This is a genomic window from Staphylococcus simulans (genome assembly GCF_025561465.1).
GTDB lineage: Bacteria > Bacillota > Bacilli > Staphylococcales > Staphylococcaceae > Staphylococcus > Staphylococcus simulans.
Genome location: NZ_CP095100.1, coordinates 13,901 through 34,613, shown reverse-complemented (window position 1 = coordinate 34,613; position 20,713 = coordinate 13,901). Strand labels below are relative to the sequence as shown.

Sequence of the window (20,713 nt, the reverse complement as noted above, 5' to 3'; positions counted from 1 at the left end):
TATGAGCAATAAAGAACAAGTGTTAAAAGAACTATTTCCAGAAGACATTATGAGCATTTCAAAGGGATTAACAGAGGGAGAAGTCCAATTCTTAAAACAATTAGATGACTTATTAGAAAGCAAGTATCGCAAGGACATTAATCAACACTGGACAGAAGCAACCATTCCAGAAGGGTTCTTTGAAGATATGGGGAAATTACAATACTTCTCTAACCCCTTGCTTTTTGAGGGACGAGAAAACGCAAAAACGACAAGTCAACTCTTCCAATTCTTTATGTCTTACGTGCTCGCACGCTTTGATGTCTCACTCGTCACATTATTAGGTGTCCATCAAGGTTTAGGTCATAACAGTTTCTTATTCGGAGGCAGTAAAGAACAAGTCGCAAAATACGTTCCAAAATTACAATCACATGAATTACGTACTTGCTTCGCACTCACAGAACCTGATCATGGTTCCGATGTGGCAGGTGGTTTAGAAACAGGAGCCGAAAAACATGGTGATAAATGGATTATCAATGGCTCTAAGAAGTGGATTGGCGGTGCGAATGTCGCAGATGTTATGCCAGTATTCGCAATCAACAAAGAAACAGGCAAACCTGCATGCTTTGTCGTACGTCCAGAGCAAGAAGGTGTTGATATTGAAGTCTTACAACATAAAATCGCCTTACGTATCGTGCCGAATGCCTTGATTACATTAAAAGATGTAGAAGTCAGTGAAGCCGATCGTCTCCAAAATATTAATAGCTTTAAAGACATCGCGAAAATTCTTTACTCAACACGTGCAGGTGTTGCCTATATGGCAACAGGCGGTATTGCAGGTACATTACGTGCGACTTTGGATTATGTGAAGCAACGTAAACAATTCGGTCGCCCTATCAGTCAATATCAGCTCGTACAAGAAAAGATTGCGTTAATACAAGGGAATCTCGCACAAGCAATGGCAATGTGTGCAGAACTTGCGCGGATGCAAGAGCACGGAGAATATGATGAAGTTGCGACGTCTGCCGCGAAGATGATGAATGCGTTACGCTTTAGAGAATCTGCCGCAATGGGCCGCGGTATTACAGGCGGTAACGGTATTCTCGCTGGTGAATATGATATTGCCCGCTTCTTCTCAGACGCAGAAGCTGTCTACACTTATGAAGGTACGCACGAAATCAATGCGTTAGTGATTGGTCGTGCTTTAACTGGAGAATCAGCCTTTGTCTAATACATGCAGTTGAATAAAGTAAATCACTTTAAACAGGAGGAATGCATTATGACAATCAGAAAAGTAACAGTCTTAGGTGCTGGTACAATGGGTGCCCAACTTGCCGCAATGCTCGTCAATGCAGGCTTAAAAGTCAAACTCTTAGATATTGTAATAGATGAAAATGATCCGAATAAAATTTCAAGAAAAGCCTATGAAACGATTACAGATAAAAAGCGTCCCCTACTCTTTAACTTAGAGTCGGCTGGTCATTTAACGTACGGTAACTTTCATGATGATTTAGAACATGATGATGCTGATTTATACCTGGAAGCCGTCAAAGAAGACTTAGCAATCAAACATCAAGTCTGGCAAGCCGTAACTGAATATGCGAAGAATGATGCACTATTTGCGACGAACACCTCAGGTATTCCAATCAATGCGATTGCTCAAACATTTAATGCAGAAGATAAAGCTCGTTTCTTCGGTCTTCATTTCTTTAACCCGCCACGCATTATGAAGCTGGTTGAAGTAATACCAAGTAAAACGACACGTAAGCAAGCGATTGAGGAAGTCAGCGCTTTTGCGCAAGATGTTTTAGGTAAAGGTGTCGTCATCGCAAATGATGTGCCAGGCTTTGTCGCAAACCGTGTTGGAACACATTCTATGAATGACGTGATGTATCGTGCAGAACAACAAGGATTTTCCATTCCAGAAGTGGATGCTCTAACAGGTAAGGTCATCGGGCGTCCTAAAACAGGTACTTACGCTTTAACTGATTTAGTGGGACTAGATATTGCTGTATCTGTAATTAACGGCTTACAACAAGTACCAGAAGAAGCATCATACTTCAAAGAAGCGAAGTTGCCTCAAAAATTATATGAGGCAGGCGCATTAGGACGTAAAACTAAACAAGGATTCTATAAAAAAGATACAGAGAAGAAACAGCGTCTTGTCTTTGATCCAGAATCGGGTGATTATCTTCCGGTTGAACCACCTAAATTGCCTATCTTGGCAGAATTCAATAAGGATTTGAAGCATAATTTAGATGTAATTTTTGAAACGGATGACCCAGCAGGACAATTCTTATGGGAAACATTGCGTAATAACTTTTACTATGCGGCACAAAACGTCCCTAAAGCTACTAAAGATTTCAGAGATATCGACCGTGCTTTAGTATGGGGATTCAACTGGAAACTTGGTCCGTTCCAACTTTGGGATTTAATGGGATTCAACCGCGTGAAGACACGTATGAAAGATGAACTTGGAGACTTGCCAGATTGGATTGATGACATCACAGATCACTTCTACCAAGAAGGTGAGAGTATCGAAAATGTCACACCTGTTTCAGAATTTGTAGATTCTGAGATTTGGAATCACCAAGATTCAAAACTCTCCATTGCTAATAGTAATCAGCTATTATTGAAGCTGCAAAGTAAAAATAATGTCATTTCCAATGACTTTAATGATGACTTAGCTGAAGCGATAGACCTCTTAGAACAAGAAGATTATTCTAGTATGGTCATTTATGCTGATGGCAATAACTTTAGTGTCGGTGCGAATCTCTACCAAATGAAACAAGCTTATGAAGAAGATAGAATTGATAAAGAAATTTCAGAAGCCATTGAAAAGCTGCATTATACGTTCAACCGTTTAAAATACAGTTTGAAACCTATTGTCACTGCAGTACATGGCCGTGCTTTAGGCGGCGGTTGTGAACTTGTCTTATACTCTCCATTTGTCGTGGCCGCAAGTGAAACATATATCGGATTAGTTGAAGCTGGCGTTGGTTTATTACCAAGCGGCGGCGGCTTAGCTGAAATGGCTGACCGTATCTTAAGTACGTCACATAAAACAGATGACAAACAAACTAGCATGTCTAAAGTATTAATGAATATTGGATTTGCGAAAGTTTCTACAAATGCGTATGAAGCAATCCGCTTAGGTTATTTACGTGAGACAGACACTGTGATTTTCAATAAAGAAAAGCGTGTTGAAATTGCATTGAAACGTGCACAGTACGAAGCAGAAACCAATTATATTCCAACACCTAAGCGCCAATATATTGCATTAGGTGAAGACTTTAAAGCGAATGCAGAAGGCCAACTAGATGCTCAAGTTAAGGGTCATTTCATCAGTCCGCACGATTACAATATCGCCTTGCGTATTGCGACAGTGTTAGCTGGTGGCGATTTACCACGCAATACGTTCGTGAATCAGCGTTACATTCAAACATTAGAAAAAGCGAACTTCATTGAACTCTTAAAAACAGAAAAGACTTATGAACGTATCAGTCACATGCTTGAAACAGGAAAACCATTACGTAATTAAAAGTTGAATTGATTAAGGAAGGGTGATGAGCATGAGAGAAGCATATATTGTAGCTTATGGACGTTCCGCAGTCGCCAAAGCAAAGCGTGGCGCTTTCGTCCATGAAAGACCAGATGATGTTGCCGCAAAAGTATTAAAAGGTGTCTTAGAACATGTAGACGGGGATTTCAAACCTGACATGGTAGAAGATGTAATTGTCGGTTGTGCATTCCCAGAAGGCTTACAAGGCATGAATATCGCACGTACTATCGCACTACGTGCAGGATTGCCAGATACAGTACCCGGTCAAACTATAAATCGTTATTGTTCTTCAGGACTTCAAACCATTGCGACAGCTGCAAATGAAATTATAGCCGATCAAGGTGATGTGCTGGTCGCAGGAGGTATTGAATTCATGGGCGCTGTGCCTATGGGTGGTAATGAACCGACGAACAATCCCACACTCCAAAATGAAGACCTCGGGGTGTCTTATCCAATGGGACTAACTGCAGAAAACGTCGCAGATCAATACCAAGTATCTAGAGAAGACCAAGATCAATACGCTGTCGAAAGCCATCGCCGTGCTGCACAAGCAAAATCTGAAGGCAAATTCGATGATGAAATTATTCCGATTGAAGTCAATACCGTTTCCTATACAGAACAAGGTCCTAAAGTCAGTCAAAAGATATTCGATCAAGATGAATTTATTCGACCTGATACAAACGAGGAAGTATTAGCCACATTACCGACAGTCTTTAAAAGAGACGGGACTGTCACTGCAGGAACTTCTGCACCTATCTCAGATGGGACAGGATTTGTGGTCTTAATGTCAGGAGAGAAAGTGAAGGCCTTAGGCGTTACACCTATCGCAAAATTCGTCGGCTTTAAAGCGGTCGGTGTCGACCCGAAAGTTATGGGTATAGGCCCTGCTTATGCCATTCCAGAAGTATTATCTCTTACTAATCTAACACTAGATGATATGGACTTAATTGAGTTAAACGAAGCCTTTGCCTCACAAACCCTTGCGTCTATCAGAGAAACAAACTTAAATACTGAGATTACCAATGTGAACGGAGGCGCCATTTCCTTAGGTCACCCTCTCGGAGCAACTGGTGCTATTTTAACAGCACGCTTACTCTCAGAAATGAAGAAACGACCAGAATCAAAATACGGCATGGTCTCTATGTGTATTGGTGCAGGAATGGGTGCTGCAGGTATATTTGAATATGTGAGATAGATGATTGGGGTGAAGCGGACTGCATTTGTGGTTCGCTTCTTTTCTATGGATAAACTTTTAATAAAAGTAAATATAGCAAAAGCAGAATTGAGATCATAAATTCTCAACCCTGCTTAGTTTTTCATTATTTCAGTTCAATTATTATTTATTTTTCCATGATAAGCTATTTGTCTAATTAGCTCATTATTATTTTCTTCTTTATTGTTGATAGCACCTAAAAGTGATTGTTGCTGTTCTTTAGTATGCGTCATGCCTTCTAATACAAGATTACTTACAACCTTCTTATTAGTTTCCGAATCAAGTGTAAGTATCATAATCATCTCCATTTAAATATCAAACACCTCATATACTTGAGTTTATAACTTAAAACCGTATCACTTATGATAAGCTTCCCCACGCATGATCTTGAATGCTCTATATACTTGTTCAAGTAAGATGACACGCATCATTTGGTGAGGGAAGGTCATTTTGCTGAAGGATAAGGCGTAATTACTTCTGTCTAGGACGTCTTGATGCAGGCCGTTTGATCCTCCGATGATGAAAGTGAAGTCGCTTTGACCTTGAACCATACGTTGTTGAAGATTTTTGGCTAATCCCTCTGATGTTAACATGTTACCTTTAATCTCTAATGTAATGACTGTAGATTGTGGTTTTACTTTCGCTAACAGCCGTTGTCCTTCTTTTTGTTTCACTTGTTCTATTTCTTTATCGCTCATATTTTCTGGTGCTTTTTCATCAGGAACTTCGATGATTTCTATCTTTGTATAAGCACCTAAACGTTTTTGGTATTCTGCAATGGCTTGTTTCCAGTATTTTTCTTTTAATTTGCCTACCGCAAGTACAGTTATCTTCATCACATTCTCCTTATATCTGAATAGTTATTCGAGTTATCCACAGGTTATCCACCTATTCACAGCTTACTGTCTTAATAAGTGGTTTATGTATATAAATTCACTGCTATTCTTGTGTATTTTACCCACATTTCTGTGGTTAACTTGTAGATATGTGGATAACTCTGTTAATAATGTGGGTATTTCTCTGTGGATTGTGCACAAATGTGGGTAACTTATCCTCATTTTGTGCATAACTTTGAGGTCAGTCTTACATAGTTATTCACAGTTTTACGCTTTCTTTACACAAAATTGTGAATAACTACCCTACGTGCACACTACCTTAGAAATTATACATTTTCTCCCTAAGTTTTATCTACACTTTTTCCGTTTTTTGTGATGACTTTTGCGTGTTTTTTTACTTTTCTTCGTAAAAAAACAGCCAATGAAGTGGTTCGCTTCATTGGCTGTCTCAAACTTATTTATATTGTATAAATCGGTGTAGGTTCTGCTTTATCTGTATCGCATAGTAGAACTTCTTTATTTGTATCAATATCATGATGATTTAAGACTTGTCCTACACTCATACGCGCTAAGTCTTTCATATTGTTATCTTGTGATAAGTGAGAAAGATAAATACGTTTCGTGTTGCCTGTAATGACATCACACATTGCCATAGCTGCATCTTCATTTGAGACGTGCCCCATGTCTCCTAAGATACGTTGTTTGGTTTTCCAAGGGTAACGACACATGCGCAACATATCTACATCGTGGTTACTTTCAAACATGAAGGCATCACTGCCTCTGATCATACCTTTCATACGATCTGAAACATAGCCTGTGTCTGTAATCATCGTAAATTTTTTGTAGTTATTATGGAAAATATAGAATTGCGGATCAATCGCATCATGTGACACATTGAATGATTCAATATCAAATCCAGCTAATGAGTGTGTTTCATATGGATTGAAAATGAATTTTTGATCCATTGGAATCTTGCTGTCTTTCTTTTCAATCGCTTGCCAAGTTTTTTCGTTGGCATAAATCGGTAATTTATATTTACGCGTAAGAACACCTAATCCTTTAATATGGTCAATGTGTTCATGCGTGACTAAAATCCCATTTAAATCTTGAATATTTTTATCAATCTTACTGAAGAGTTCTTCCATCTTCTTGCCAGTTAATCCAGCATCAACGAGCAGGCTTCCTTTATCACTTTCTACATAAGTGGCATTGCCTGTACTACCACTCGCAAGTACGCTCATACGTATCAAGCGATTCACCCTTTCTAAGTTTCTAACTGTTTCTATTTATTTTGGACATCCGGATACATTTTAATTATTATCTCAAATTATGAGCTGTTTGTTAAAGATACGGCTTGGTCATACTGCCGTTTGAGTGGCCGAACAGTGCCGTCCCTCATCTTTTTTAATTTTTACTTATCTATTGTACACCTAATTGATACAGCTGCCCACCATATCATCTGAAATTGTTTCACACATTGAACATCCTATGTATAAGAGGACTACCATCAGATTGATCTCATGATACTCCTCTTTGCTTATTTTATATTGTTGGTTATCTCACAATAATCTTCGGATTTTTTGAAGTCGCTTCAACATAGTACGTTTTCGTTTTGGTACTGCCAGCGTGATTAACTTTAATCTCCCAACTTGCTTGGAGAACTTGAACATTGGTTTCTCTCACTACTGAATAGTATCCTAAACGAATATTAGTGACTGCGTCATTACGTTTTAAATAACGGTTGAAGTATAAAGCTTCAATCGCATTACGCGCACTGATGACATGTTGTGCTTCGTTATTTTCACCTTTTGAAGTACTGAGCTCATGGAGCGCTGTTTGGCGATAACTGCTCGCTTCTTCGTCATCATTAATTTTAAACTTCAACATTGCTTTATCATTGTTCATAATCGGTAAACCATTAAAAGTTTGTTCGAACGTTTCTTCGTTATCATCCGTACTAAATAATTGGTAATCTTCACCTTTATAAATATTTTTCTTCATGTACATTTTAAGGCTGGTTACTTGATCATTGCTGACGCTGATTGGTGGGCTGATGTTACCTTGTGCGATTTTACCATCATCTTCTGTTTTAACTTCGTCTTTTGATTTCGCGTAATTCGTGAAATCTTTAGAACGACCTGTGACTAGTTGAACTTTCAATCCTCTGACATCTGGTAATTCTTTAGGAATACTGATTTCTTCTTGTCTGAAGTTGACTTCATTATTCCCTTCAGCATCATTAATGTAAGATTTATTGATTTTATTCACATACATCACAGCTAACATAATATTGATGATGAGGAACACGAAAATGAAGAGTGTCTTTGCGTACTTCCAATTCATGACTTAAGCCCTCCATTCTCGTAAGCATACCATTCACCATCATACTGCACATACCACTGTGGTACATACTCACTATTACGCTGAACTTCCATGTCATCTTCTTCTCGATCTTTCATCGTATAACCAATCGTGATATTCGTTATTTTCTTAAAGTCGATGGATGGATTATTCGCTAAGTTAGAACGTACTGTTTCTGCGCCAGGGAGTTTTTCCTTTTCTTCACCGCTATCAATGGTGATATTGCTTTTTAATAAAGAGCGTCCATAACTGAAAATACCTTTCTCACCCCAAGCCACTTGGATGGTACTTAAGTTATTTTCGTTAAATACAGGTACACCATTTAAAAACATTTGATAAGTTAACTCACCAGACTCATCATCCGTATCAAAGAGGCGGAAATCATCTGTAAAACCACCATGTGCGTTAATAAAGTCGAATGTACTAGGAATCGTTTCTAACATATTCTTAGATTTTGATTCATCTTCAGATAAGTTCATATAACGATAGAGTTCATTTTTAGAATCATATGTTGCGACACCTGTATTATTGTTGTAAGTCGTATTACCGCTTTTCGTACTACGCACCACTACAGAATCATTAAAGAGTATAGAATTCATCGTTTCCACACTAATGTGATTAAAAATCGTACGGTACGTTTTTAAATGTTGCGGCTTTTCAGGCGCAAAGATATGCGTTGCCGCATCAATTGTATTTCTATTCGTAATAATATCTGCGAATGGTATTAAATTCGGTTTGATTTTACCTACTAAGTCATTAACCTTGTTGCTTGGAATAGATGTTGTCATACGCATCACACGGTGATGATCACTGCTGATGGCGTAAATGACTGCTGTATCCTTTTGCTCTGCATCAATCAATAAACGATTGAACTCATACTTATTTGAGACCTTCGCATCCATATTCAAGACTTGACCCAAATACATAGATAAAGGCATATCATACGCAAAGTCTAACACCAAGAAGTTATCACTGAGTTCTGGAATAAATAGGTTATGCGCATGATAGACTTCATGAGCATCTTCAACCTCTTGATTCTTTAATACCTTCACAATATTACGGTTAATCGTACGGGTTTCTAAAGCACCTGTGAACTTATCATCATTCGAATACACCACTTGATACGGCGAAATAACACTCGCCATAGGTTCTGAATTCGCTTTACCGATGGTATTCTGATTTGTTTTCTTATTATCTTGGCTTTCAAGATTCGCAAGGTCTGGTGAGAAGTTCCACATTAAATATGTCAGCACAATACTCATTAAGACTAAAAGTGTGAGAATCACGGATTTTGCTGCTTCTTTATGCCTCATCCCAATCACCATCTTCTATAACTTCACACGGTAATGTGATGAAGATTGAGGTACCTTGTCCCTCGACACTATTTGCCCAAATACGTCCGTTATGTGCTTCCACAATTTCTTTTGAAATCGCAAGACCTAAACCTGTACCGCCCATCTTACGTGTACGTGCTTTATCTACACGGAAGAAACGATCAAAGATTTTATCCACTTTATTAATCGGAATACCAATACCATTATCTTTAATACGAATCGTCATACGGTTATACAATGGATTCGGTTTCACGTGAAACTCAACACGCTTGCTGCCGCGTGAGTATTTCATCGCATTCGTAATGACGTTATCAAACACTTGCGTCATCTTATCCGGATCAATTTCCGCAAAGATAGTTTCATCAGGAATGTCACGCACAAACGTTACATCTTTTGAAGCCATCTCATGACGGTTGATGATTTTATTAATGAACATATTAAAGTCCACAATTTCTTTAGTGATTTGTTCTGTATCATTATCCATACGTGATAAATTCAATAAGTCATTAACCAAGCGAATCATACGTACCGTTTCTTCTCTTGTTACAGATAAGAACTGCGGCGCAATTTCAGGATCTTGCCAAGCGCCTTCTTCTAAAGCTTCTAAATAACTGTTCATAGAAGTTAACGGCGTACGCAACTCATGTGAAACATTCGCAACGAATTCACGACGTTCTTGTTCTACTTGTTGTTGTTCTGTTACATCATGTAACACCGCAATGTAACCTGTCACAAAGCCTGTGTCTTGTACAATTGTACTGAAGCTGACACGCGCAATAATACCTTCCGCTTCATTAATATCTAACAAGAAGCTATTATTATTTTCCTGCATCTCATCTAACGCGAATTCATCTTCTAAATCTAAGACACCCAGCATGTTGTAACCCATAACATCTTCTTTAGACATACCTAACATCTTCAATGCCATATCGTTCACAATACGCACACGTCCACGTCTGTCCGTCGCAATGACCCCATCACTCATATGTGTGATAACTGAGTCCAAACGACGTTTCTCACTTTCCGTATTCGCTTGTGCTTCTTGTACACGTTTTGACAAGTTGTTGAAGGCTAATGCCAGTTCACCGATTTCATCATTACCATAGATTTTTACACGTTGCGTATAATTACCTTTTGACATTTCAACCGTTTGGTTACGCATATCCGTAATCGGTTTAGTAATCGTACGCGCAATGAAGAATCCGAGTAATCCTGTGATAAATAAAGAAATCGCAGTACCTACAATGAAGATTTGGTTAAAGTTGTTTAATTGGTCATAAACACTATCGATATCCGCTTCAATATAAATATCACCGATGACACCTTTAGACGACTTCACAGGCAAGTTATAGATCCATACACGCTGTTTACCTTTACCATAGTCTTTCAGCATCGTATGGTCATTCGCTTGTCCTAATGAAAGTGCCTTTTGAATAGAGGTATCATTGGCTTTTTGATTAATGATACTGTTAGAAGATTGTTTCGTCGACGCGACTATAATTTGATCTTTATCAATATAGTTGATTTGTTCAATTTCTTGGCGGTTCGCATATTCATTAAGTAATTCTTGAATCTCTTTTTGCGTATTGACTGATTTGTCTTCTTCATTGACCTTCTCCACGTTAATCTCTATTTGTTTCGCATACTGCGAAATATTGTTTTTGAATGTCTGTGTTAATTCACGTTCTAAGTTATTGGTAAAATATAAACCAATAATCTGCATCCCAATAATAATTAACAAGACATAAACAATCACGAGCTTCGTGTGAAGGGACTGAAATTGTTTAAGCCATTTCATATCCTATGGCCTCAGTCGTGCTGCTGCAAGAAGTATCCGACACCGCGGCGTGTCACGATATATTCTGGATGTGACGGATCATCTTCGATTTTTTCTCTTAAACGACGGATTGTAACATCGACCGTACGTACGTCACCGAAGTAATCATAGCCCCATACCGTTTGCAGTAAGTGTTCACGTGTCATAACTTGTCCCATATGGTTCGCTAAATAATGGAACAATTCAAATTCACGATGTGTCAATTCAATATCTTTGCCGCGTTTCTTAATAGAATACGCATCTGGGTAGATGACAATATCTTTAATTTTAATTTCGTTCGGCGCATTATTTGCTTCTTGCGGTTGTGTATATTGACGACGTAAGTTCGCTTTCACACGTGCAATCAATTCACGTGTGCTGAAAGGTTTCGTCACATAGTCATCCGCACCTAGTTCTAAACCAAGCACCTTATCAATTTCTGAGTCTTTTGCCGTCAACATAATAATCGGCATTTCATATTTCTTACGTACTTCACGGCAGACTTCCATACCATCTCTGCCTGGAAGCATAATATCTAAGAGTACGATGTCTGGTTCTTCTTCATAAATTAAGTCAATCGCATCATTTCCGTCATATGCACAAAAGACTTCATAACCCTCTTTTTTCAAGTTAAATTCTAGAATATCAGCAATAGGTTTTTCATCGTCTACTACAACTACTTTTCTCGCCATAATCCTAAACCTCATTTCTAATCATAATCGTACATGAATAATTTTATTTAGACATAAGTATCTACTATATAATTTACCATTTCTAGCACGCCAATTCTATTTTTCATACCAAATTAATTCTATTATTGACTATCTATTTTTTCGGGTAAAAGACATTATGTGAAGGTATTGTAAATTTTATGTGGATTGCAGAAATGGGGATGTCTAAAAGAGAGGATTCATGCATGTTTATGCTATTGTAACATTTCATTACATTTTATACCTTGATTTTGTTTTTTAATAGCACGTTATCTAATTATAAAACTAACTATCTTAAACATAAAACAAGAAAAAGACAAAATAAAAATGCCCACCCTATTGGATGAGCATTGTACGGTCTCGACGGGAATCGAACCCGCGATCTCCTGCGTGACAGGCAGGCGTGTTAACCGCTACACTACGAGACCTAAAATGGTGACTCCTACGGGACTCGAACCCGTGTTACCGCCGTGAAAGGGCGGTGTCTTAACCGCTTGACCAAGGAGCCGTTTTTCAAGCACAAGATAGATTATAGCACAGCTCTTTAAAAAAACACAAGCAATTTTTAAAGTTTTTTTGTATAATTTTTACATAACCCATTTTAGGAGGCAAATTATGAATCAATCCACGCACTCTGGGGGTCATACAAAGAAAGAGAAAAAACTGTCTCTCACACAAATTATTATACGTATCCTTTTCTTAACGATAGGTTCAATGCTTACGGCAGTAGGACTTGAACTCTTCTTAGTTCCAAATAAATTGTTAGATGGCGGGATCGTCGGTGTTTCGATTATCTTATCTCATCTAACAGGTTTATCACTCGGTGTGTTTATCTTTATTCTTAACTTACCGTTTTTCTTCTTAGGTTATAAACAGATCGGTAAAACATTTGCGGTATCTACGCTTTATGCGATTACTGTCTTATCTATCGGAACTATGTTGCTCCATGATATTCCTGCAGTCGTTAGAGAACCTTTACTTATCACCATCTTCGGTGGTGCCATTGTCGGTATCGGTGTCGGTTTAGTCATCCGTGCCGGCGGTAGTATGGATGGAACAGAAATTATGTCCATTCTCGTGCATAACCGTCTGCCATTTTCAGTCGGTGAAATCGTGATGATCTTCAACTTCTTTATTTTCGCAGTCGCTGGTTTTGTATTCACATGGGAAAGTGCCATGTACAGTGTTGTCGCTTATTTCATCGCTTTTAAAATGATTGATTTAATTTTAATCGGTTTAGATGAATCAAAAGCGGTCTGGATTATCAGTGATGAGTATAAAGAAATTGGAGAAGCGATTAACGACCGTTTAGGGCGTGGTGTGACGTACTTACACGCAGAGGGTGCCTATACAGGCGATCCGCGTAAAGTCGTCTTCACGGTCATCACACGTGTTGAGGAAGCGAAATTAAAAGAAGTCGTTATTCAAATCGATCCGAACGCCTTCTTATCCTTCGGTAATGTTTCTGAAGTACGTGGCGGACACCATCGTAAGAAAAAAATTCATTAAACTTCATCATAAGCTTTATGAATACAAAAAATGCAATGCAGGTTCATACCCGCATTGCATTTTTCTATATCATTTATTTTAAGTTGCTGTAATTACAACTTATTATTTTTAAATTATGACCATAAAGGTTTTAACATATTTGTTTGTGTACGGTCTGGACCTACAGAGAAGATTGAGATACCTACGTTACATAACTCAGAAATACGTTCTAAGTAACGACGTGCGTTATCTGGTAATTCTTCTAATGATTGTACGCCTGTAATATCTTCAGACCAACCTGGTAATTCTTCGTAAATTGGTTTACAACGGTTCAACGCGTTTAAGTTTGCTGGGTATTCAGTGATTTCTTCACCATCTAACTCATACGCAACACAGATTTTAACTGTATCTAAACCAGTTAAAACGTCGATTGAGTTGATAGATAAGTCAGTAATACCACTTACACGACGTGAATGACGTAATACCACTGAGTCGAACCAGCCGACACGACGTGGACGTCCTGTAGTTGTACCATATTCACGACCTACTTCACGGATATGATGACCATCTTCATCGAATAATTCAGTAGAGAATGGACCATCACCTACACGTGACGTATACGCTTTACATACACCGATTACTTTAGATACTGATGTTGGTCCGATACCGCCGCCGACAGTAACGTTACCAGCAATCGGGTTACTTGATGTAACGAATGGGTATGTACCATGGTCGATGTCTAACATAACCCCTTGTGCACCTTCGAATAATACACGTTCATTAGCTACAAGTGCATCATCTAATAATTTAGGTGTGTCTGTTACATATTCTTTTAAGCGTTGACCAGCTGCATAGTATTCTTCGAAGATATCTTCGAAAGCTGGTGCTTCTTCATTAAACATACCTTTAAAGTATGCTGCTTTGTGTTCAAGATTTGCTTTTAATAAGCGTTCGAATGTTTCTTTGTCTAATAAATCCGCCATACGGATACCGATTCTTTGTGCTTTATCAACGTATGCTGGGCCGATACCTTTCTTAGTCGTACCGATTTTGTTATCACCACGAAGACGTTCTTCATACTCATCTTGTAATAAGTGGTAAGGCAAAATAACCTGTGCACGATTTGAAATACGCAAATTATTTGTTGGAATGCCGCGTTCATTTAATGCGTCCAACTCTTTTAATAATGCAACCGGATCAACTACAACACCGTTACCGATAACAGATAGTTTATCTTGATAGAAAATGCCTGATGGCACTAAGTGTAATTTATAAGTTTCTCCGCCGAATTTGATTGTATGTCCTGCGTTATTTCCGCCTGAAAAACGTGCAATAACGTCCGCTTGTTCTGCTAAAAAGTCTGTGATTTTACCTTTACCTTCGTCTCCCCATTGTGTCCCAACAACTACGATTGATGACATAAGAGCACCTCCAAGTTATTCTCAATTAACCATTCAATATTCTATCAATTGTAAGCGTGTAATGCAAATAGAAAACGAACATTAAATATTACAGATTTTTGGCAGTTCAGTGAACACTCAAACTTCCGAAAAAGTAATACAAACCCTTTAATACCAATGTTTTATACCGTTTATTACACTTTATATTACACATACTTATTGACAAAATAACCCTTTTAAATCGACTTAAAACCGTACATTCAAACATAATACTAGTTTATTGTACGTAAAAATATTTTTAAATTCGTTTCTATCTCGCCTTATTTTTTCTAATTTCCCATTAAAAAAAGACCAAAACGCGCGTTTGGTCTTTTAAATTCATCTATGCTTTCATTTTTAATTTTTACATCATATCTGCATGTGCATAATCAATGTCCGTGAATTTGTTGTATTGCTTCATGAAGTGCAATTTAACAGTTCCTGTCGGGCCGTTACGCTGCTTCGCAATAATGACTTCAATTTCACCATTATCATCATTTGTGACAGGTTCCATGCCGCCATCGTCATCTTCTTCACCGTCTTCACGATTATAGTAATCATCACGATATAAGAAAGCAACGATATCCGCATCTTGCTCGATAGAACCTGATTCACGAATGTCACTCATCATTGGGCGTTTATCTTGTCGTTGTTCAACACCACGAGATAACTGACTCAGTGCAATAACCGGACATTCTAATTCACGTGCAATCGCTTTTAACGTTCTTGAGATTTCAGATACTTCTTGTTGACGGTTATCAGACATACGAGAACCGCTTCCCATAATCAACTGCAAGTAGTCGATCACAATCATGTCTAAACCATGCTCTTGTTTGAGTCGACGACACTTAGAACGTAAATCTGTAATTCTGATACCCGGTGTATCATCAATAAAGATTTTCGTTTTAGATAACTTACCGACTGCCACTGTGAAACGATTCCAGTCTTCATCTGTCATCGTCCCAGTACGTAAACGGTTCGAGTCTACATTTCCTGAACTACAAATCATACGTGTTGCTAATTGGTCTGCGCCCATCTCTAGCGAGAAAATACCGACTGTATAATTGCTTTCATGTGTCGCAACTTTTTGCGCAATATTCAATGCGAAGGCAGTCTTACCTACCGAAGGACGTGCAGCTAAAATGATTAAATCATTTCGGTTAAAGCCTGCAGTCATCTGGTCTAAATCACGATAGCCTGTCGGGATACCTGGCGTTTGACCACTATTTTGGTCTAACTCTTCAGCATTCTCATAGACTTGTCCTAAGACGTCTCTGATATCTTTAAACCCTTCAGATTCTCTCGTAGATGCGAGTTCTAAAATCTTACGCTCTGCATCACTTAAAATATCATCTAAATCAAGTTCTGAATCATAACCGTCTTTCGCGATTTGATCTGCGACACGAATCAAATTACGTTTCGCAGCTAATTTATAAACAATCTCGCGATAGTACTCAATATTTCTTGTCGTCGGCACATTGCTTGCGAGCTCCGCAAGATATTGCGGGCCACCCGCTTCACTCAATGTCCCTTCAGATGTCAGCTGGTCCATTAAGGTTACGACATCTATTTCACTATTTTCCTCAAAGAGGTGCATCATCGCACGGAAGATGTGTTGGTGAGCGCCTCTATAAAAGGACTCAGGAAGTAAGACTCCCTGAGTTTCCCCCATGAGCTGTGGATCAATAATAATGGCACCTAAGACAGATTGCTCAGCTTCGTTGTTATGCGGCATCTGGTTTTGTTCATACATTCCATCCATTTTTTGATTACACCTCTAATTATTTCATTGCTTATTTTTGTTCAACAGTGTGAACACGGATTGTACCATCGACTTTTTTGTCTAATTTTACTGGTACATTTGTATAACCTAAGGCATGGATACCGTTAGGTAAGTCCATTTTACGTTTATCAATTTTGATATCGTGTTGTTTTTGTAAGGCTTGTGCAATTTGTTTTGTGCTGACAGAACCGAATAATTTGCCGCCTTCACCTGATTTAGCTGTGACTTCTACTTCGATGTCTTCAAGACGTTTTGCTAATGCTTTCGCATCTTCGATTTCTTGTTCTCTTTCTTCTTCAGCACGTTTGTTTTTAAGTTCTAATTGTTTCAAGTTACCTGGTGTTGCTTCTACTGCAACATTTTTCTTGAATAAGAAGTTTTGTGCGTAGCCTACAGGTACGTCTTTAACTTCGCCTTTCTTACCTTTACCTTTAACATCTTGTGTGAAAATTACTTTCATTGTCCTTCACTCCTACTAATTTGTTCATCTATTGCTTGTTGTAATTGTTCTACTGCTTCATCTACTGTTACACCTTTAATTTGCGTGGCAGCATTTGTTAAATGTCCACCGCCACCTAAAGCTTCCATTGTCAGTTGGACGTTGATAGACCTAAGTGAACGGGCTGAAATACCCACTAAGTCATCTTCTCGTCTAGCCACTACATAAGAGGCCTCTACACCATCTAAACTTAACAATTCGTCTGCAGCTTGTGCAACTGTAACAGGGTGATAGATTTTATCATTAGATCCGTGTGCCACCGCAATACCATTGCTTTGCAGTTTCACAGTACGGATAAGTTCTGAACGATTAATGTACGTATCAATATCATCTTTTAAGAAATGCTGCGTCAAAATCGTATCTGCACCATGTGCTCTTAAGTAACTTGCCGCATCAAAGGTTCTTGAACCTGTACGTAATGTGAAGTTACGCGTATCGACAATAATACCTGCATACATAATCGTTGATTCTAATCTTGTCAGACGTTGTTCTGTCGGTTGGTATTCAAGGAGTTCCGTCACAAGCTCAGCTGTAGAGCTGGCATAAGGTTCCATATATACCAATAATGGATGAGAAATAAAGCTTTCACCACGACGGTGATGGTCGATTACGACTTTACGGTTTGCTTTATTTAAAATGTTCTCATCTAATACCATTTCTGGTTTATGTGTATCAACAACAACTAATGTCGTTTTCGATGTCATAATATCCCACGCATCATCTGATGTGATGAAACGTTCTTTTAATTCTGGTTTCTTATCAATTTCATCCATCACACGACGTAATGTCGGATCGATATCTTCTTCATTTAATACAACATAAGCATCTAAGTTATTCATCATGGCAAAGCGTGAAACACCGATAGCTGCACCGATTGCGTCTAAGTCAGGACGTTTATGTCCCATAATGATAACTTTGTCGCCTTCCATCAATATATCTTTTAAAGCATGTGAGATAACACGCGCACGCACACGTGTACGTTTTTCCATTGGGTCAGTCTTACCGCCATAAAATCTTACATTACCATTGATATGTTTGATTGCGACTTGGTCACCACCACGGCCAAGGGCTAAGTCTAAACCTGATTGTGATAATTCCCCTAAGTCAATCAAGTTCTCTGAACCTTCACCGACACCAATACTTAATGTCAATTGTGCGCGGTAACCTACACTCTTTTCACGTAGGTTTCGTAACAAGTCGAAATTTGATTCTTCTAATTGGTCAAGAATACGACGGTTTAAATACGCTACGAATTGGTCTGAACTATAACGCTTGAAATAGATATCATACTCAGAAGCCCAACGACTGATGACACGTGTGACCATAGAGTTGATTTCAGAACGTTGTGTATCGTTCATATTTTGTGTGATTTCATCGTAGTTATCAAGGAATAAGGTTGCGATAACCGGCTTCGATTCTTCATATAATTCATACGTGTGTACTTCTTCGGTAATATCAAAGAAATATAAGACGTGTTCATCTTCTGAATAACGCACACGATAATGATAATTGCCATCTGTAATTTCAATCTCTTGCGTCTTCTCTAATTGTTTCAGAATGTTCGGGTACACTTCATTTATCGGATCTGAGATAACATTACGATCCAATCGTTCAGACATGAAATGGTTCATCCATTCTACATCTTCATTCTCATCAAGAACAATGATGCCAATTGGCAAACTTTTAATCGCGATACTATTGCCAGCTGATATCTGTCCGCTTAAATCATCTACATATTGATCTAATCGTATGAATGCATTACGAAACGCAAATGCACTGATAATAATCATCACAAGTAAGACTGCAGTTGCGATACCAGCAATCAATTGGTTAAAGATAAACCAAACAACAACTAATGCGATTGCAGTTAATACCATAAGCAAGAAAGGAATAAACAGTGCTTTCTTCGTAGATTGACGATTCATTCTGTCACCTCAAATCATTTTTTAATAAATCGTTTTAAATTGAATGTAATATCTACAACACCCAGTAAGCCGATAATCGGTATCACAGGTGTCAGTAAAAATCCTATAACCATTAATAAAATGCCCACACCTACCGGCATACGTTTCGCTTTCGCAAAGTAAGCAATGAAACTTAAACCTTGGATGAACATAATGAATGATAAGATAACTTGCATATTTAAAACGATACTTTGGAACGTGCCAGGTTGCGTTGCGAACATGACACAAAGCAATACTATAAAGTAAATGTATGCGAGTACACGTTTAAATTGCCATGCATATAACGGTTTAAACACTGGGGTTGCTATTTTAAACTTACGTAAAATCGGAAACGATACAATCAAGTTAATGAGTATCATAATAAAAATAACGATAATCGTATAACTAGGTAATTGAACTGCTAATTGTCTAAAACCTTCTTCTAACACACTACGTGAAGAAGCATCTAGCCCACTCATTGCCATTGCTTGATACATTTGATCTTTAAATGGTTTCACAAGCACTTGTGAAAGCGGAAGTTTATCGAAGACTTGAAGCAGCATAAAGCCTGCCAAACTGATGATACTCATATATGTAGTTGCGATATAGAGTATACGTTCTTTCGATGTACGTTCTTTTAATAATTGCCCTACTATCAAACTCAAAATCAAAATGAAGATGATATAACTCAGTACACCCTCACTTCCGAACAGGACAGTTAAAATAACTGTAATCAGTGCGGCAATACCGAAAGACATAATAGACTTATGCCATAGAATAATACCAGGCACCGTTGCAATAAAAAATAAGATGAGTCCGGCAACCGGTATAACACAGGTGACTGCCACAATAATCAGCAATGCCAATGTTGCAAGTAGCGTCGCCTTCAGGTCTATTTTTGCAAACAAATTCGCCACTCCTATACTTTAGTAACTATAAGAATTATTTTAACATAGTTGGCAAGAATCACCTACTTGATATCACTAGCTTGCTACATGTTTTTAACAGCATAGATAAAGTTCAATTTCTTCAGTTGTATCTTATCAACTATACCCAATATTTTATAATGTTTCCCTTCAGAAAAGTGAGGTATATAATAAATAAAGTATTTATATTATAACAACTATGGAGGAGATTTTATGACAGCTGGAAGTATCGTTACATATTCTATTGTAGGTTTGTTATTAATTGCAGCGATGATCATTTTATTTATTGAAACGAAAAAACCTAAGCAAGTAAGAAATCAAAAAATGACGACCATCGCTTTATTACTCACTACCGCATCAACTCTAATCATCTTCATTTTTAGTTTGATTCAATCACTCTCTTAACTAAATAAGAAAGACTTGGACTCTATCCATTTGTTAAATTTTTATTAATTCCCGAAAACGCTATCGTAATATATTGCAAACCACGTTATAATGAGAGTGATAAAAAAAGATTTAAACGAAGAAGGAGTACCAGAAGTATGCAGAAAGTTTTCTTAGCTGGAAGCAGTCTTGCGCTGTTCTTCACAAGCATTTTATGTTTCGTCTTGCATGCCTTAATTAAAATGAGCATTACAGGTCTCATCTTTTTAAACGCAGGAAATTTTCTGATTCCATTAGGTTGTGCATTTGTGACACTAAGTATTATGAGTGTCATCGCATTTCTATATGTTGATACCGCTGAGCAATCAGAAACACAAAACCAAGAGTGATAAAGTTAGACTGACGCTTGTCTGAAGTAAGACATCCATTCGTCTACAAAC

Annotated in this window: 18 protein-coding genes and 2 tRNA genes; 6 read left to right on the top strand and 14 right to left on the bottom strand. The window is 38.0% G+C overall.

Annotated features, from left to right (window positions below; genetic code table 11):
* Position 1 precedes the first annotated feature (1 nt).
* The 3 genes from fadE to MUA87_RS00135 are packed head-to-tail and all read left to right on the top strand — an operon-like array spanning position 2 to position 4,736.
* Complete coding sequence (gene fadE, locus MUA87_RS00145) at positions 2–1,210, top strand: acyl-CoA dehydrogenase FadE (protein ID WP_105966755.1); 1,209 nt, start codon at positions 2–4, stop codon at positions 1,208–1,210.
* A 48-nt stretch (positions 1,211–1,258) separates the two neighbouring features.
* Positions 1,259–3,520 carry a 3-hydroxyacyl-CoA dehydrogenase/crotonase FadB gene (gene fadB / locus MUA87_RS00140; protein WP_105966756.1) on the top strand — a complete coding sequence of 754 codons (2,262 nt, stop codon included), beginning with the start codon at positions 1,259–1,261 and terminating at the stop codon, positions 3,518–3,520.
* 31 nt (positions 3,521–3,551) lie between these two features.
* A complete protein-coding gene (locus MUA87_RS00135; protein ID WP_262550979.1) occupies positions 3,552–4,736 on the top strand; it encodes a thiolase family protein in 1,185 nt (394 codons plus the stop codon).
* 134 nt (positions 4,737–4,870) lie between these two features.
* On the opposite strand, the gene MUA87_RS00130 is transcribed toward MUA87_RS00135, so the two are convergent.
* From MUA87_RS00130 to MUA87_RS00090, 9 genes are all read right to left on the bottom strand, one after another.
* Complete coding sequence (locus tag MUA87_RS00130) at positions 4,871–5,062, bottom strand: hypothetical protein (RefSeq protein WP_105966758.1); 192 nt, start codon at positions 5,060–5,062, stop codon at positions 4,871–4,873.
* Between the two features lie 48 nt (positions 5,063–5,110).
* Complete coding sequence (gene rlmH, locus MUA87_RS00125) at positions 5,111–5,590, bottom strand: 23S rRNA (pseudouridine(1915)-N(3))-methyltransferase RlmH (RefSeq protein ID WP_057510708.1); 480 nt, start codon at positions 5,588–5,590, stop codon at positions 5,111–5,113.
* Between the two features lie 458 nt (positions 5,591–6,048).
* A complete protein-coding gene (locus tag MUA87_RS00120; RefSeq protein ID WP_262550977.1) occupies positions 6,049–6,849 on the bottom strand; it encodes an MBL fold metallo-hydrolase in 801 nt (266 codons plus the stop codon).
* Between the two features lie 295 nt (positions 6,850–7,144).
* Entirely contained in the window at positions 7,145–7,933 is a 789-nt protein-coding gene (locus tag MUA87_RS00115) for a two-component system regulatory protein YycI (protein WP_023014864.1), read from the bottom strand.
* Positions 7,930–9,264, bottom strand: a complete 1,335-nt coding sequence (locus MUA87_RS00110; protein WP_023014865.1) for a YycH family regulatory protein — start codon at positions 9,262–9,264, stop codon at positions 7,930–7,932. Before MUA87_RS00110 ends, MUA87_RS00115 begins: the two co-directional genes overlap by 4 nt.
* Positions 9,254–11,083: a cell wall metabolism sensor histidine kinase WalK gene (gene walK / locus MUA87_RS00105; protein WP_002480278.1), complete on the bottom strand. Its 1,830-nt coding sequence runs from the start codon at positions 11,081–11,083 to the stop codon at positions 9,254–9,256. Before walK ends, MUA87_RS00110 begins: the two co-directional genes overlap by 11 nt.
* Positions 11,084–11,094: 11 nt before the next feature.
* Positions 11,095–11,793 (bottom strand): response regulator YycF, encoded by a 699-nt coding sequence (gene yycF / locus MUA87_RS00100; RefSeq protein WP_002480279.1) that lies wholly within the window; start codon positions 11,791–11,793, stop codon positions 11,095–11,097.
* 373 nt (positions 11,794–12,166) lie between these two features.
* Positions 12,167–12,239: transfer RNA gene (locus tag MUA87_RS00095), tRNA-Asp, on the bottom strand.
* A 5-nt stretch (positions 12,240–12,244) separates the two neighbouring features.
* Positions 12,245–12,319: transfer RNA gene (locus tag MUA87_RS00090), tRNA-Glu, on the bottom strand.
* A gap of 107 nt (positions 12,320–12,426) precedes the next feature.
* Here MUA87_RS00090 and MUA87_RS00085 point away from each other — a divergent pair.
* On the top strand, positions 12,427–13,320 hold the full coding sequence (locus MUA87_RS00085; RefSeq protein ID WP_002480280.1) for a YitT family protein: 894 nt from the start codon (positions 12,427–12,429) through the stop codon (positions 13,318–13,320).
* A 113-nt stretch (positions 13,321–13,433) separates the two neighbouring features.
* Here MUA87_RS00085 and MUA87_RS00080 read toward each other — a convergent pair whose 3' ends face one another.
* The 5 genes from MUA87_RS00080 to MUA87_RS00060 all read right to left on the bottom strand — a co-directional run bounded on the left by MUA87_RS00080 (position 13,434) and on the right by MUA87_RS00060 (position 19,886).
* A complete protein-coding gene (locus MUA87_RS00080; protein ID WP_262550975.1) occupies positions 13,434–14,720 on the bottom strand; it encodes an adenylosuccinate synthase in 1,287 nt (428 codons plus the stop codon).
* 382 nt (positions 14,721–15,102) lie between these two features.
* Positions 15,103–16,500: a replicative DNA helicase gene (dnaB, locus tag MUA87_RS00075; protein ID WP_002480282.1), complete on the bottom strand. Its 1,398-nt coding sequence runs from the start codon at positions 16,498–16,500 to the stop codon at positions 15,103–15,105.
* 31 nt (positions 16,501–16,531) lie between these two features.
* Entirely contained in the window at positions 16,532–16,981 is a 450-nt protein-coding gene (gene rplI, locus MUA87_RS00070; protein ID WP_002480283.1) for a 50S ribosomal protein L9, read from the bottom strand.
* On the bottom strand, positions 16,978–18,945 hold the full coding sequence (locus tag MUA87_RS00065) for a DHH family phosphoesterase (protein ID WP_262550973.1): 1,968 nt from the start codon (positions 18,943–18,945) through the stop codon (positions 16,978–16,980). The genes rplI and MUA87_RS00065 overlap by 4 nt, the downstream gene beginning before the upstream one ends.
* A 14-nt stretch (positions 18,946–18,959) precedes the next feature.
* Positions 18,960–19,886 carry a DUF2232 domain-containing protein gene (locus MUA87_RS00060; protein ID WP_031262350.1) on the bottom strand — a complete coding sequence of 309 codons (927 nt, stop codon included), beginning with the start codon at positions 19,884–19,886 and terminating at the stop codon, positions 18,960–18,962.
* A gap of 216 nt (positions 19,887–20,102) precedes the next feature.
* On the opposite strand from MUA87_RS00060, the gene MUA87_RS00055 reads away from it, so the two are divergent.
* Together MUA87_RS00055 and MUA87_RS00050 are read left to right on the top strand one after the other, a co-directional pair.
* Positions 20,103–20,294 (top strand): hypothetical protein, encoded by a 192-nt coding sequence (locus MUA87_RS00055; protein ID WP_060803765.1) that lies wholly within the window; start codon positions 20,103–20,105, stop codon positions 20,292–20,294.
* A gap of 137 nt (positions 20,295–20,431) precedes the next feature.
* On the top strand, positions 20,432–20,662 hold the full coding sequence (locus MUA87_RS00050; protein ID WP_002480287.1) for a hypothetical protein: 231 nt from the start codon (positions 20,432–20,434) through the stop codon (positions 20,660–20,662).
* The last annotated feature ends 51 nt before the right edge of the window (positions 20,663–20,713 follow it).

What these genes read in the sequence shown, in the direction of transcription:
- MUA87_RS00085 (WP_002480280.1), top strand. Translation starts at nt 12,427, where the DNA reads ATGAATCAATCCACGCACTCTGGGGGTCATACAAAGAAAGAGAAAAAA.
- fadB (WP_105966756.1), top strand. Translation starts at nt 1,259, where the DNA reads ATGACAATCAGAAAAGTAACAGTCTTAGGTGCTGGTACAATGGGTGCC.
- walK (WP_002480278.1), bottom strand. Translation starts at nt 11,083, where the DNA reads ATGAAATGGCTTAAACAATTTCAGTCCCTTCACACGAAGCTCGTGATT.
- dnaB (WP_002480282.1), bottom strand. Translation starts at nt 16,500, where the DNA reads ATGGATGGAATGTATGAACAAAACCAGATGCCGCATAACAACGAAGCT.
- MUA87_RS00080 (WP_262550975.1), bottom strand. Translation starts at nt 14,720, where the DNA reads ATGTCATCAATCGTAGTTGTTGGGACACAATGGGGAGACGAAGGTAAA.
- MUA87_RS00130 (WP_105966758.1), bottom strand. Translation starts at nt 5,062, where the DNA reads ATGGAGATGATTATGATACTTACACTTGATTCGGAAACTAATAAGAAG.
- MUA87_RS00110 (WP_023014865.1), bottom strand. Translation starts at nt 9,264, where the DNA reads ATGAGGCATAAAGAAGCAGCAAAATCCGTGATTCTCACACTTTTAGTC.
- MUA87_RS00050 (WP_002480287.1), top strand. Translation starts at nt 20,432, where the DNA reads ATGCAGAAAGTTTTCTTAGCTGGAAGCAGTCTTGCGCTGTTCTTCACA.
- rlmH (WP_057510708.1), bottom strand. Translation starts at nt 5,590, where the DNA reads ATGAAGATAACTGTACTTGCGGTAGGCAAATTAAAAGAAAAATACTGG.
- MUA87_RS00065 (WP_262550973.1), bottom strand. Translation starts at nt 18,945, where the DNA reads ATGAATCGTCAATCTACGAAGAAAGCACTGTTTATTCCTTTCTTGCTT.
- MUA87_RS00135 (WP_262550979.1), top strand. Translation starts at nt 3,552, where the DNA reads ATGAGAGAAGCATATATTGTAGCTTATGGACGTTCCGCAGTCGCCAAA.
- rplI (WP_002480283.1), bottom strand. Translation starts at nt 16,981, where the DNA reads ATGAAAGTAATTTTCACACAAGATGTTAAAGGTAAAGGTAAGAAAGGC.
- MUA87_RS00115 (WP_023014864.1), bottom strand. Translation starts at nt 7,933, where the DNA reads ATGAATTGGAAGTACGCAAAGACACTCTTCATTTTCGTGTTCCTCATC.
- yycF (WP_002480279.1), bottom strand. Translation starts at nt 11,793, where the DNA reads ATGGCGAGAAAAGTAGTTGTAGTAGACGATGAAAAACCTATTGCTGAT.
- fadE (WP_105966755.1), top strand. Translation starts at nt 2, where the DNA reads ATGAGCAATAAAGAACAAGTGTTAAAAGAACTATTTCCAGAAGACATT.
- MUA87_RS00055 (WP_060803765.1), top strand. Translation starts at nt 20,103, where the DNA reads ATGACAGCTGGAAGTATCGTTACATATTCTATTGTAGGTTTGTTATTA.